Below are 13509 nucleotides of genomic sequence, written 5' to 3'. Positions count from 1 at the left end.
GCAGGCTATCCCTTGTTAAATGAAGTGGGGCAACGGTATTGAATATCATCGGTGCACTCATAGCGATTACCGCTGGATGGACAGCAATAGGAATAATATACTGGTATATCACTAGAGACAAGCCTGATGAAGAGAAGAAACTAATAATTTATCCATTGTTCTTTATGCTGAGAATACCATACGGCTTCAAGTCTTGGGAGAAGTACCGTGGAACCATACTGAGCAAGGCCTATATGGTATTTACACATGTAAGTGCAGCCATCAGCATAGCAGGAATTTACTTCCTGTTCGGACAGGGACTCTACACCAAGTATATTCACCCATCCGAGGCCGGTGGCGCAGTAGCAGGCTTCGTACCTGTTATACCAGGAGTAACCATCAAGGGGCCTTTACTGTATTATATAGCACTAGCTATAGGTGTAGGCGCCTTATTCCACGAGCTCAGCCATGCTTTCGCTGCAAGAGTAAACGGTATAAAAGTGAAGAACGCCGGAATACTTCTACTAACATTTATACCAGCAGCATTCGTAGAGCCTGACGAGGAGGAACTCCGTAAAGCCTCCCTAAAAGCAAGAGCCTTCGTATATAATGCGGGTACAGCTGCTAATCTCGCAATAGCACTTGTAGCCCTATTATTCCTCTACACCATAGCAGCTCCACCTACAGGAGTATGCATTGTGGGAGTAGAACCTAACATGCCGGCTGTAAAGGCGGGGTTGAAACCGGGGGATATGATAGTAGCTGTCAACGGCACTCCCGTTGAGAAAGGCGGATTCACAAATGTCTACCCTAAAATTCCCCCTGACGTTAACTTCACGTTAACTATAAAAAGAAGCGGGCAGCCTCTAAATATTACAGTCTGGAAAAAAATCAAGGAGAATAGATCCCTCATAGGTATCAGCGTCATGAGCGGGGTATTTTGCAGTAGCGCCAGCCTACTCGCATACTCTATGGCATGGATCAACCTCAGCCTCGCATTCATAAACATGGCCCCGCTATACATTACTGATGGAGGCAGACTAGTTTCCGACTTCCTAGAACGCTACAAGTGGGGTAAGATAGTGAACCACACTATACAACTCGGCACACTAATAGTATTCCTCTCACTGCTAACAATACCTCACTAACCCAACTATCAGAGGTGTACAGTGCTTGGTTAAAATCGCCGTCATAGGAGGTGGAATTCTAGGATCATCACTAGCCCACCAACTATCAATGAATAATTTAGATGTAACCCTCTACGAGAGGGGGCAGTTATTCCAGGAAGCCTCCAGCAAAGCTGCTGGAATAGTTACATTCCAACTATACTTGGATCACGACTACACACTCACAAGCGGAAGCCTATCATACTATAGAAGACTCAGAGAAAAAGGCTACGGACTCTATAGAAAGGTTAACGGAGTAAGCTTATTCGACAAAGATAGTAAACAATGTATACAAGTGATAACTGGCAAGCTAGAGAAGTGGGGTATACCTTACAAGCTTTACGAAGGGGGGAATCTAGAAGAAAGACTACCTGGAATACATGATCCTGAGACATTAATAGGTCTTGAAACATGGAGAGACTATATACTTGACACTGGCATCTTGACACAAGCACTAAGAGAAGAATACCAGGAGATAGGAGTAAGACTGCTGGAATATAATCCCGTCCTGAGCATTAAGGAAAACAGTCACCTAGTAGAGGTAGAATCCGAAAACAATGGAGTAGAAAAATACGACTATGCAATTATAGCTTCAGGGCCGTGGGGAGTTCGGCTCGCCGGGCTCGAAGGCAAAGTCTTCCTATACAGTTGTCAAGCACACAAAGTCAAGACAACCCCTCCAGACCCTGACACATCTATCTACGATTACACAGATGAAATATACATCGTTCCTGAATCTAAAAACAGTATAATAACTGGTGACGGATGCAGACCCCTCAACCAACCAGAGGAGGGATTGAACCCCAACCAGAATATAACACTGGGAGTAATAGAAGCGTTGACGATAAGGTTTCCACACATGGAGCGTGGAGAACTAGCCTCAGTATGGAGCAGTCCCTGCGAGGTAGCTATGGACGGAATACCATACGCAGGACCAATTATCGGACAAAGAAGGATTTTTATTGCAGGCGGATTAGATGGCTATGGCATTATGAGAGCTCCCGGAGTTGCGAGCATGCTAGTTGACAACTTTATTCACGGCAAGCCAATACCATGGCTATATAGTACTGGGAAATTATACCAATACCCCAAGCCAACCAGGATAGTTATAAACGAGTTATACGATCCTAGCTGCGGTCATAGGAACAAATGTATATTCTAAGTGTACAATAGTTACTTACTAGTCTTCTCCTTGTAGACGAGAATATTGATTAATACGAAGTCACTGCGGTCTAATCCTGTCTCTTCAACTATTTCCTTCACCAGAGAATCGTCATTATAGTCATCTATTTCTCCATTACTAAGGTCTATTATGTTAATGTGGGGTTTATTGTTTACCTCTATTCTTGTTTCTCCTAGCAGGTCGAAGAGCTTTATGACGCCTAGTTCCTCTAGTTTCTTAACAATCGTATATAGCGTGGAAAAGCTGAGTGTGGGAACTTTCTTTTTTGCCTCATTGTATACTTGATTAAGCGTGGGATGCTTTTCTTTCAGCTTTAGAAGAGCCCTAACTACTTCTATGCGCTGTGGTGTCTGTTTCATGCCGGTTTTCTTCAGTTCCTTCATTATCTTATCCAGGTTTTCCATTTTTAATGATCCTGGTCTGTCTGTTAGATTGGGAGGCATATATTTATATAGTATAACCAGAAACAATTTCTAATTAGAAATCATTTTAAGGTGTTATATATGCCTAGAAAAAACATTGAATTAATAGAGAAAGCGGGGATCGACATCAATAAACTCCTAGACATGCTGGTAAGAGCCGCCGCAGCGGAATTCGCAACATACTATTATTACACAATCCTAAGAAACCATGCAGCCGGACTTGAAGGAGAAACTATCAAAGAAATAGTCGAGGACGCGAGAATCGAAGATAGAAACCACTTTGAAGCACTAGTACCCAGGATATACGAACTCGGAGGACAGCTACCGAACGACATAAAAGAATTCGCGTCAATAGCGGGATGCATGGATGCCAAATTACCTGAGAACCCTACAATAGAAAACATTCTAAAAGTGCTCCTAGACGCAGAGAGATGCGCTGTACAGATATACACCGAAATAACAAGCTACACACATGGAAAAGACCCGAGAACATATGATCTAGCACTAGCAATACTCCACGAAGAAATAGAACATGAAGCATGGTTCGAGGAACTACTAACAGGAAAACCGTCAGGACACTTCAGGAGGAGAACACCGGGAGAAAGCCCCTACGTTAGCAAATTCCTCAAAACATGATCTTTTTCCTTTATGATTAAAAAAGCTCGTTAAGTCAGCCTTCGATCCTTTTTAAAATAAATTACCATGCTCACTAATCATATGCTAAAACCATAGTATTAATCTCTGAATGGTTCTTGCGCAAATCGAGACAATATACGGCTATATGGATTGAATCGAAAAGCTAAGCCTGTTCGTCTACTCGGAGAACAGGAAGAGGTTTCATTAATTTATTATAGAGATATATCCATTTCCAACTAGTTTTATCAACAATGAAGCACACTAAAAGCCCTAGATCTAGCGATGTGATAACATCACCGAACCAGTGAGCGTTTACAACAAGCCTGCTAGCAGCTATCCCTATAACCCAAACACTCAACAATACCTTCAGAGCAAGACTTCTCCTCTTACCCAAATACCATGCTATCACGGTTGCCCTTGCAGTATGCCCAGATGGGAATGACAGATAATCAAGATTCCATATAACCGTACTAATAGAGTAATGTATAACTGATGCCCCAGGCCTAGGTTCTCCGACGAGAATCTTTAGGAGGGCAACAATAATCATCGCCGTAATGATGGAAATTATAGCCAACACGTAATCTGCTGGAAGCCTCCGCGTCTTATAGAGAAAGTATATGGGAACCAGTAGAACATACAGAATGACAATTATATCCACACTGTTTGTAAGCAACTGAACAGTAACAGAACTCGAATGTGGAATGCCAGTATTGACCTCCTGGTTTATTTCGTTGAAATACCCTCCAACCTCTAATCCTAGTAAAAAGACGAATACTATAAGTAGTACAATTAGACTAGTCAGTCCACGTCGACTGATGGCTTTATCATTCATTGCTACATCATCCAACAAATTTTACTATGGTTACATATAGCAACCCGGTTATTTTTCAATATTACCACTAGGATACAAGTTGCACCGTTCACTACTCACCCCAACTATTGAGATTAGTGCGGGATACTTCTTTACTATATCCCTGTAGTGATTATACGAAACAATTCTCCTAGGCCATCTTAATCTACCTTCAACAACCTGATCTGATTTCACATCCTTATCCTTCTCAATTATCCCCCAATAAAGCAACTGTTTAACAGACTCCACAGTAGCCTTGCACAGTGGATCCGACAGTAAGATAGATGCCAATGAAAGCTGAAGCGTAGGTTTACCTGTCATTCTCCTGGAGAGTGCAATGATATATGCCGCGACGAATGCAGACGCTATCACGGCTACCAGGTATAATAGACTGTACCATGGGCCTGCAATAGTTTTAGATAGGCTACCTATAAACGCTAGAGACAGTATCGCAAGAGCCTCTGCAACACCCCGAGCAAGCCTCCTCTTCCTATACGCTAATATTAGGCTTAGGATTAACTGATCAGTAATATCCCCCCCTGCAAAGACCGGGCTTATATAAATGGTTAAAGTTCTCCAGCTAGGCGATAAATCAACATTACCCCCTGGTGGCCTAGCATTCACAATTACAGCTTTCCTTGCGCGATAGAGTTTCTTCACCAGTCCGACAGCGTCCTTCCTACACTTCACTGTGGCTCGCATTGATGAAGACAAAAGCTACTCCCCAAACAAAATTACTAGTTAAAGGTTGATTTATAGGCTCCCAATTATTAATACTGTGAATAACAGGTGCACAAAGGTGTTCGACGAGGAGCGCTACAAACTGTTAAGGCAGAGGATGGAGAAGCAGAAATACCATTTCGTAGGCAGGCACAGTGTTGTTAAGAAATGTTACTGGAACCACGCTGCATTAGTAGAGGGTAGATTCTGTTATAAATGCAAGTTCTATGGCATAGAAAGCCACCGTTGCATACAAATGAGTCCAACAGCATTCTGGTGCTGGAACGCATGCCTACACTGCTGGAGGCTCCGACCACAAGACATGGGGTTTGAATGGGATGAAACCAAAATGCCCTATGCGGACCCGCCGAAGGAGATAGTTGAGGGAATGATCCACGAGTACAAAAGAATAATTAGCGGTTACAAAGGTCATCCAAGAGCAGACCCTGAAAGGGTAAATGAAGCGATGAATCCTAAACACGTGGCAATAAGCTTGACTGGGGAACCAACATTATACCCGTACTTCAATGACTTTCTAAAGGAAATACATAAACGGGGGATGACTAGCTTCCTAGTCACTAGAGGCGTAAGGCCGGATATTTTATCCAAGCTAGACGAGGAACCAAGCCAAACGTATTTGAGCCTAGAAGCATGGGATAAGGATAGCTATCAATATTTCAACAAGCCCCTGGTACCACGAGCATGGGAACTTACATTAGAGACTATAGATCTATTCCAGACGATGACAAACCCCATTGTCTATAGGATAACATTAGTGAAGGGATGGAATACTAGTGAAAAACAGCTGCAAGCACTAGCGAAACTGGTCAATCGCGGGGAACCGACTTATGTAGAACTCAAATCATATATGTACGTAGGAGCCAGCAGGTATAGGCTAGGGAGAGAGAACATGCTAAGTCACAAGGAAGTCAGAGAAATAGCTGGGAAATTCTCAGAGCTAACGGGATACCCGATCCGCAGTCAATCAAAGCCAAGCAGAGTAGTCCTACTATCAAAACTAGAGAAACCTATAAGACACGGCAAAGGATGCCCGCGAGGATGGAGAACACCTGACTATCCGGGGGAGAGCGAGTACAATCCTAGTGATCCGGAGGCAAAACTTTAGAAAAAAGCCATGTAAAACCATTCATTCAACATAATTTGCCGCCATATCTACTATTACAGCATTAGTTTCGTCCAGAAGTTCTTTCGGCCTAAATTCAAGAAGCGTGTAATCATCACCCCCGCCTCCATAAGCCTGCTTTAATTCTGCAGCTCTAATGTCAACTAATATTCCCACACTTGATGGCAAAGGTGCAGGTGGAACGCCCCCAATACTATAGCCCGTGACTTCCTCGACTTCCCTTGGCTTGGCGAGTCGAGGCTTGCAATGGAGTATAATAGAGATTTTATTAAGATCAAGCCTAGTATCTCCTCGTAAGATGCATGCATAGAACAAGTCGCCGCATTTTATTACAACGGTTTTAACTATACTTCCCTCATCTACACTAAGAGCATACGCGGCTTCTGCAACAGTTTTAACCCTAGAATTAAGCTTGTGGAGCCTCCAGTTTAACCCTTTATTCTTAATCCATCCCTCAACCCTACAAGGCCCATCCAGTTCGAACACCATTTCAATCCGATACATATATAGCGTATAATTTTAAAGAAATAAAACAATGAGAACATATATTGTAAAAACGTCTACCAGGATTCTATGTTTCATTCTGCAACAGAGTAAACTAGAACAGTTATCATCACTATAGGATTGCTTCCAAAGATAGTTCTAAACGCTTTACTAACCCATGGACTATGAAAAAATAATAGGTTTCGGCCAGAAGAAACTAAGAGAATGCATTCATGGAGGAACTAACTGGAGAGGGTTTCACTGCTGCAGTCAAAGTGTAATGTTTTCTACTTCAAGGTGGCGGGTGAGGTGAATAACAGGTTTACCGCGATATATGCTCTAATTATTATTGGGATAGTACTTATCAGCTCACTATATATAATAGGGGCATTTCTTAATATCAGCAGTGAATATCACCACATTCCAACATCCACTCCCATCGCTAGAAGCCCAGCAATAATCCTTTCCCCTCTAAACGGTAGGATAAACAGTTTGGATGGAGACCAGATGACAAATAATCTATGGGCCAAGATGAAAGACTTCAACTCATCCGACCCTTCAATCAAGTCATATATAAAATGGATAAGGTGGGTGATGCTTACTCCTGGAACGGCACTAGCAACCAAGCCATACCACATACAACAATGCCTCTATTATACCTCAGGGTACTGGCATAACCCAACGTATAAAAAAAGCCCTGAGCCTCCAACTCTGAACCAAACAGTTAGACTCGGGGTGATAAGACTCCCATACGGCATCGGAGTTATTGTAACTGCATACCGGTATGGAGATCATATCAACATAGTTCTACACGGCACTATAGTAAACTCAACAGCCTGGGAAAACACTATAGCAATGATTCTTACATACTGGTATAGCCAGCTCGAAGGAGCAAATGAGATAGCAAGGGATTTGGCGTTAAACTACAGGCCAACCTCAAAATGGGTAATGTGGAGAATGGCTTTCACCTCCTATAATACTAGCATTGAAACTAAAGGAGACCGTTTACAGATACACAATATTTACGTGTTCCTAGAGATGCCTGCCTATTTCAAGAACACTAATTACACTACTAGCAACTATTTCTACCATATAGAAGAGGTATACTGGGATCTTATGGAGCCCATATTCGCACTCGCATACCACTTCATTATACCTGAAACTATAACGCCGCAGGAATACTATAGCAGGAATTACAGGGTAGACAACACGGTGCTGAACACTGTACACCCACAGTTCCTCCCAAATGAAATAGTGAGAGCAAACACCACATACGGTGGCCCAGCATCCGCCCCCCAATACACACCATTCACAATAAACTATGCTGGAGAAGGCGTATGCAACCACTTCTCAAGAGCATCAAGCCTATTCGCTACCAACGCCCTAGCATCATATTCGGCATACATGGTGATAAATGATCTCGACCACTCAATATCCCTGCTCATATTCCCATCCTCAAAAATAAAATCAAACAACCATCTAAACCTAGTAAACGCTAAGGTTGACGTAGACCAGGACGGAGTAAATGACTCGGCAGTAGTAATAGACGATGTAATAGACCTTCAAGCAGCTGGAATAGACTGGGATAACACGACCGAAACAGATATCGAGCCACCGCTACAGTACACTGACCCCTACTCAGACCCTCTTAACGGATGGATGCTATATTTCTACATGGGAATACCTCAAAGCCTCACAAGCCTACCGAGAATCCTGCAGGCACCATGGCTACCACTCTTTAAACCATTAATAAAGCAGAGAATGACTATTGCATTAAACAATTTCACTATAATATGGAGCAACGGGAACTATATAGCATGGACAAGTAACCCAAGCGAATATGTGGAAGCTCTCTTTACAAATAAACCAGATCACTACAGAAAACCAGATATACAGTCCCCTGAGTTCTGGGTAAAAATCTTCCGAGAAATACTCGACAAGAAAATGAGTAGCGAAGACTTCCAGCCTCCAAGCAGCATAACCGCACTCAACAAGACGATAAGGAGCATACCCCTCATATACGAGTCAAAGCCCTCGGACACCAGTATAATTTACCGTAAATATTTCAACTACACAATAGCCAAAAACATAATATCACACTCGAACTACTGGTGGAACAAGGGTTTAACCACTTACTATAAAATGAGGCAAACCCTACCTCCAAAACTCAGCATGACAATCCCAATAGAAAACTATAGTACACCCCAGAACTTCACCATACAAACAGCAAACAACAGCATTTCAACAATAATCTACCCCTTCCACAAAGCAATCGAAGCAAATAACATTACCATCGAAATAGACGGAAGCGTTTCAACAATATCCACAGCAATATCAATCGTAATATATAAACTACCATACTACAACTACAAAGCAACCATCCAACTAATCTTCCCAAACACCACCATAATAACAAAACCCGCTAACGCCACCTACTTCTGGGGCCAACTCTACATAGAAGCAGCCTTCCCGATACACTTAAGCGAACAAGTAAGAATCCACCACTTCCCAAAGGGAACAATAATGAAGGTAATAATCAACCCTCTTAATCTAACAGTGAAGGTACCAATAAAATAAAACTGAAACCCACCTCAATTTTACAGCCATAAAAACTTAGAAGGCGATAATTACACCTACCATACCATAAAGCGTAATAATATATAAACCAGAATCTTACCCCACCGGAGAGGAGTTGAAAACAGTAATAAAACGTAGGAACATAAAATAAACACCATAACACTAAGCACTAATCCACACAGAACAGTCTAAACCGCTATAGATAGTTAAGCAGCCATTAAGTCGTGACGATGAAGCTTAACAGCAATATATTCATCATAACTATACCCTTTCTTCTCCATAATATCCATAAGCTCCTCGAGAGATCTAGCGCAAGCAACCATCCGCCCATCAACCAAAGCAACCCAATTACCACGAGGAACCTTATCAAGCTCCCCAGGCCTAAGAGGCTTCAAAACCCTACCAGTCAAAACACCATCCTCTCTAAGTCTAATTATATATTATAGGAAGTGATATATGAATTATCTCAACATAAGAAAACAATCTATGAAAAACTCATATGATATGCAGAGAAAAAACACTGGATCTATTAACTTTTTATTACAACATATAATATACCTTCAGCACTGGCATAGCCAATCAATTTAACGTGATCCCAAGGCTTGCCAAGAGCCTTAGCTTTTATCAAGGCAATAATACTATACCCTACCAACTGAGCTATGCTGATGTGTCGTAGTGTAATGTTATTGGTGTGGTTGTTACTCCTGTTATGAGGCCGTTTGGTATGTAGTAGCTTTTTACTGCGTAGTGTCTTGGGGGTGCGAGTGCTAGGTGTCTCCTCGTGTCTGAGGGTATGTCCAGTCTTTCCAGGTGTGCTGGATCCATTCTCAGTATTATTTTAGTGTTTGTTAGCTGTATAATTATGTCGTTTAGGTCGCTTGGTGTGTGGGTTGCGAATACTAGCCCTATTCCTCTCGCTCTTCCAAGTCTGGCTATTCTGCTGAGTATGCTTGACAGTTGACGGGTGTTTTCGTCTTTAGTTTCATTGGGGAAGAATTGGTGTGCTTCGTCTATGTATACGTGTATCTCCGGTGTTGGCTTTCTTTCCTTCCACATCCCGTGTTTCCAGGTGAGGAGTGTTGATAATAGCCTTATTGCCGTGACACGGTGTGTGTTTTCTCCTAGGCTGCTTGCCCGGTAGCTCCATGCTAGGTCCACTATTATTGGCGAGTTTAGCGCTATTGATGTCTCTAGGAGTTGCATCCAGTCTGGTTCCATTTGGAATGCTAGTTTTTCCTTGTGGACTCCTGTGATTACGTCTACTATGCCTGTGTCTAGTAGTGTGCCCAGTTCTCTTAGTAGGTTTTCTAGGGAGCTGCGGTGGGGTGTTATTTCCTGTAGTGCGTGGCAGATTATTATTGGTATGTGATAGTAGTTACTTAGTAGGAGGTCCATGTTCTCTTCTAAGCGTATGTAGTCGCCTGATAGTCTTGCGGCTATGTTTTCTAGGACTCTTTTCGTGAACCAGGTTTCCTGGCTTCTTGACGCGCAGGGGTTGTCTTTCTTACGCGTGTCCTCCAGGTATACTCTTATGGATTCTACGTATAGGTCGAGGAATGGGGGAGGTGATCCTATTGGTAGTTCTGATTCTACCTTCCTCTTCAGCCTTCTAAGTATGTTTCTCGCTTGGCCTGTGAGGCCTGGCATCAGGTTTACTAGGGTGTCTCCGGGGATTCTATGCGTGTATAGGCTGTATGGTATGAATATTATTCTTTTGGTACCCCCGTTGAGTTTGAATGTATAGGTGAGGCTGTGCTTTCCCTCTTCTATCCTGCCTTGAACATGTTCTTGGCCTAGGAGTGTGAGGAGTGGTGTATAGCTGTCTTCAAAGTACTCCCTGAATATTCCGCGGAATAAATTATCCCCATCAGGGTATAAGTTTCTGCCAACTATCTCCCTTGAGATTGGTGCTATGATTATTATGTTATCTGGCTCACGTGTGTCCTTGTAGACTCCATGGTATACTCGGCTCTCCGATCCTTGTTCCGGATGTTTTATGGGTGGGAGTAGTAGTTGTATGTAGTCTTGGTTTAGGTCGAATACGACTACGATTATGCCCGTCTGGTTGCTGACAGTGTTCGCTATCATGTTCTTGACTAGTGTAGTTTTCCCACTCCCTGTCGTTCCTAGTATTAGGGTGTGTTGAAGCATTACTTTGTATGGTAGGACTACCGGTATGCTACCATTTTTGACTAGTATTGAATTGAATGATAGTGATCCTATTATGACGCCTTCCCCGAGGCTGGGTAGTCCTAGTAGTTTGACTAGTACATCTGGCTGCGGATCTATTACTGGGCTCTGCGGTTCTATGCTGAGGTTAGATGGGAAGGCTGCTTCCGTTTTGGGATCATATTCCAAGAGTATTTCTCCAATTATCTTTGTCCTCGTCATGAGTGTGGACGTGTCGGGGTTTAGTGGGGTTGAGAGAGGTTCTTCTACTCCAAGGCTGGCTAGCTCGTCTAGTCTACGGATTTCTTTGATGCGGACTGATACTAGGTGTTGCGTTTTGGGGTCTATTACAGCTAGTATACTGCCCATCCGGTAGAGGGGGTTTGAGGGATCGTTTAGCCGGGAGAAGTATATTGAGGGGTCTATGTCGAATGCTACTGTAGCATTGCTCATGTCCACCTCTACAGGACTGTACCGAGATACATAGCCTACTATTGCCCCGTACTTTAAAGCGGCATCTACTGCCCGCCTAGTTTTCTCTTCAAGGACTCTCTGCAGGTCTATCAAGTCTTTTCCTTGTCCCGTATCTATGTATTGTTCTTTCTCAACCATACGGGTCACCTCTGGTAGGTTAGTTCATCATAGGTGAAGGGTACATTCATCCCTGAGAGCATTCGCCTGAACTTGCTCCGTAGGGCTTGTGCCAGCATTCCTGCTCTTCTGTCGCTGAGTTTTATTGAGAAGGGTATTGGTAGTGCGTGCCTTACTGTCTCGAGGTATATGACTTGACACGGTGTTAGATTCATCCCGTTCAGTATGCTCATTGTTTTTCGTGTGAACTCTATACGGTAGCTACGGTAGCTGCTTACACGTTTGCTCCATATTGACGGGGGGATTACTATGTATGTGAACAGCTTAGGTAAACCGTATCCCCCTGGAGTATATTCTAGTATGGATGTACGCATCATTTCCCCGATATGGTATCTGCATTTTCCAAGGTTTAAGAGTAGATGTATTAGTGCTTGGTCTCCTGGAGGACTATAGTAGGAGAGGTCTACACCGCAGTGGCCTTTGACTAGTTTAGAGTAGTGTTGTGAGTGTGATAGGATTGTGCTTTGCTCTAGTCTTTTCACGACTCCTATGACCGGTATGCCTATATCTTCGTATGCCTGGATTAGGTTTATTCTATCTTCTACTATTCTCCTCCATATGCTTGACGCTTCACCTGTTAGGTGCATTTTTGCTATGAGTTGGGGTGTCTGGTATAAGGGGCCGTCTAGGAGGATTATCGGCTTGTAGTTTTGTTTTTCTAGTTTCCGGGTTGCTTGGTGGATTGGGTCTGAGAGCATCCAGTTCTCTATCCACGACCTGTACTCGTCTGCTATTCTTTCCGGTGTGTATTTGAACCCGTATGGTGATCCTAGCGGGTTCCTCGTCGTTACGCCTTCTCCTTCCTCGGGAAGCTCTGTGTCTGTGCCTACTATGATGTATGGTTGCCTGATTCTTGGCTTGATTTGGTATGTGTATATTTCTGGGTGGTCGTATACTTCCGGTATTAGTGTGCTGCTGGCTGAGGCTGTTATTGTTATTAAGTTGAAGAATGGTGTACGGATTATTGAGCTACTACTGTCCAGTCCTATTATGAGGTGTTTGTCTTTTGTTTCCCCTGGGGGGTTTACTGGCTGTATAGGGTGGTTGTGTTCTATTAGCTTTGTTGGTCCTTGCGGCTGATCGTCTATTATGTAGTAGTCTATTCTTGCTTGTTTGATTAGTTTGATTCTCGGTGTGCCGCTGGTTATCTTTGTTATTGTCACCCTTATTCTCTGCAGGTCCAATTCTACAGCCCCCCAGGGGAGTGTGGAAGTATTACCTTGGGTATTACCCTATGTTTTATATTGCAGTAGAGGGTTAAAAATATAACCCTCTGCCTAACATTTAGGATAACTGGCTAACTGTTGACTTCTATGGTTGAAAGATCAAGTAGTTATGGAACAAAACTATCTTACACGCCTCACCGAAACTATTCAACAGGCGATAGACAATAAAGCCACGATCAGAGACAATTAAACTCTGGGACCCATATTGATAAAGAGAAAACTCTACCTATCACCAATAGAAGCACTGACAAACCAACTCAAAAAACAGCCAAAACTAAACGGAGCAGCGGGGGGACCAGACAT

At 43.0% G+C, this 13509-nt stretch carries 12 protein-coding genes; 5 read left to right on the top strand and 7 right to left on the bottom strand.

Annotated features, from left to right (window positions below; translation table 11 throughout):
* Positions 1-38: 38 nt before the first annotated feature.
* Together F7B60_01750 and F7B60_01745 are read left to right on the top strand one after the other, a co-directional pair.
* On the top strand, positions 39-1127 hold the full coding sequence (locus F7B60_01750) for a site-2 protease family protein (protein MCE4614243.1): 1089 nt from the start codon (positions 39-41) through the stop codon (positions 1125-1127).
* Positions 1128-1152: 25 nt separating this feature from the next.
* Positions 1153-2307: an FAD-binding oxidoreductase gene (locus tag F7B60_01745; GenBank protein ID MCE4614242.1), complete on the top strand. Its 1155-nt coding sequence runs from the start codon at positions 1153-1155 to the stop codon at positions 2305-2307.
* A gap of 11 nt (positions 2308-2318) precedes the next feature.
* On the opposite strand, the gene F7B60_01740 is transcribed toward F7B60_01745, so the two are convergent.
* Complete coding sequence (locus F7B60_01740; protein MCE4614241.1) at positions 2319-2732, bottom strand: transcriptional repressor; 414 nt, start codon at positions 2730-2732, stop codon at positions 2319-2321.
* A gap of 99 nt (positions 2733-2831) precedes the next feature.
* Between F7B60_01740 and F7B60_01735 the strand changes: the two genes are divergently transcribed.
* A complete protein-coding gene (locus tag F7B60_01735; GenBank protein MCE4614240.1) occupies positions 2832-3386 on the top strand; it encodes a hypothetical protein in 555 nt (184 codons plus the stop codon).
* 163 nt (positions 3387-3549) lie between these two features.
* Here F7B60_01735 and F7B60_01730 read toward each other — a convergent pair whose 3' ends face one another.
* Together F7B60_01730 and F7B60_01725 are read right to left on the bottom strand one after the other, a co-directional pair.
* Positions 3550-4218: a phosphatase PAP2 family protein gene (locus F7B60_01730; protein MCE4614239.1), complete on the bottom strand. Its 669-nt coding sequence runs from the start codon at positions 4216-4218 to the stop codon at positions 3550-3552.
* Positions 4219-4266: 48 nt separating this feature from the next.
* Positions 4267-4950 (bottom strand): hypothetical protein, encoded by a 684-nt coding sequence (locus tag F7B60_01725; protein ID MCE4614238.1) that lies wholly within the window; start codon positions 4948-4950, stop codon positions 4267-4269.
* 85 nt (positions 4951-5035) lie between these two features.
* Between F7B60_01725 and twy1 the strand changes: the two genes are divergently transcribed.
* The gene (gene twy1 / locus F7B60_01720; GenBank protein ID MCE4614237.1) at positions 5036-6082 is read left to right on the top strand and encodes a 4-demethylwyosine synthase TYW1; all 1047 of its coding nucleotides are present in this window, start codon (positions 5036-5038) and stop codon (positions 6080-6082) included.
* 21 nt (positions 6083-6103) lie between these two features.
* Here twy1 and F7B60_01715 read toward each other — a convergent pair whose 3' ends face one another.
* Positions 6104-6586, bottom strand: a complete 483-nt coding sequence (locus F7B60_01715) for a hypothetical protein (GenBank protein MCE4614236.1) — start codon at positions 6584-6586, stop codon at positions 6104-6106.
* Between the two features lie 306 nt (positions 6587-6892).
* On the opposite strand from F7B60_01715, the gene F7B60_01710 reads away from it, so the two are divergent.
* The gene (locus tag F7B60_01710) at positions 6893-9160 is read left to right on the top strand and encodes a hypothetical protein (protein ID MCE4614235.1); all 2268 of its coding nucleotides are present in this window, start codon (positions 6893-6895) and stop codon (positions 9158-9160) included.
* 206 nt (positions 9161-9366) lie between these two features.
* Here the strand turns inward: F7B60_01710 and F7B60_01705 are convergent, their stop codons facing one another.
* The 3 genes from F7B60_01705 to F7B60_01695 form a co-directional block, all read right to left on the bottom strand.
* Positions 9367-9570, bottom strand: a complete 204-nt coding sequence (locus tag F7B60_01705) for a DUF5678 domain-containing protein (protein ID MCE4614234.1) — start codon at positions 9568-9570, stop codon at positions 9367-9369.
* A gap of 247 nt (positions 9571-9817) precedes the next feature.
* The gene (locus F7B60_01700) at positions 9818-11941 is read right to left on the bottom strand and encodes an ATP-binding protein (protein MCE4614233.1); all 2124 of its coding nucleotides are present in this window, start codon (positions 11939-11941) and stop codon (positions 9818-9820) included.
* Between the two features lie 5 nt (positions 11942-11946).
* Positions 11947-13164, bottom strand: coding sequence for a DNA double-strand break repair nuclease NurA (locus F7B60_01695; protein ID MCE4614232.1), 1218 nt, complete (start codon positions 13162-13164; stop codon positions 11947-11949).
* Positions 13165-13509: the final 345 nt, after the last annotated feature.

The organism is Candidatus Tiamatella incendiivivens, assembly GCA_015522635.1.
Classification (GTDB): domain Archaea; phylum Thermoproteota; class Thermoprotei_A; order Sulfolobales; family Acidilobaceae; genus Tiamatella; species Tiamatella incendiivivens.
Note: the sequence above shows the minus strand (reverse complement) of the source record. Positions and strands in the feature narration are given on the sequence as shown.

Excerpts from the sequence above, each read along its gene's own strand:
- F7B60_01730 (MCE4614239.1), bottom strand. The coding sequence starts at position 4,218 with ATGAATGATAAAGCCATCAGTCGACGTGGACTGACTAGTCTAATTGTA.
- F7B60_01735 (MCE4614240.1), top strand. The coding sequence starts at position 2,832 with ATGCCTAGAAAAAACATTGAATTAATAGAGAAAGCGGGGATCGACATC.
- F7B60_01700 (MCE4614233.1), bottom strand. The coding sequence starts at position 11,941 with ATGGTTGAGAAAGAACAATACATAGATACGGGACAAGGAAAAGACTTG.
- F7B60_01740 (MCE4614241.1), bottom strand. The coding sequence starts at position 2,732 with ATGGAAAACCTGGATAAGATAATGAAGGAACTGAAGAAAACCGGCATG.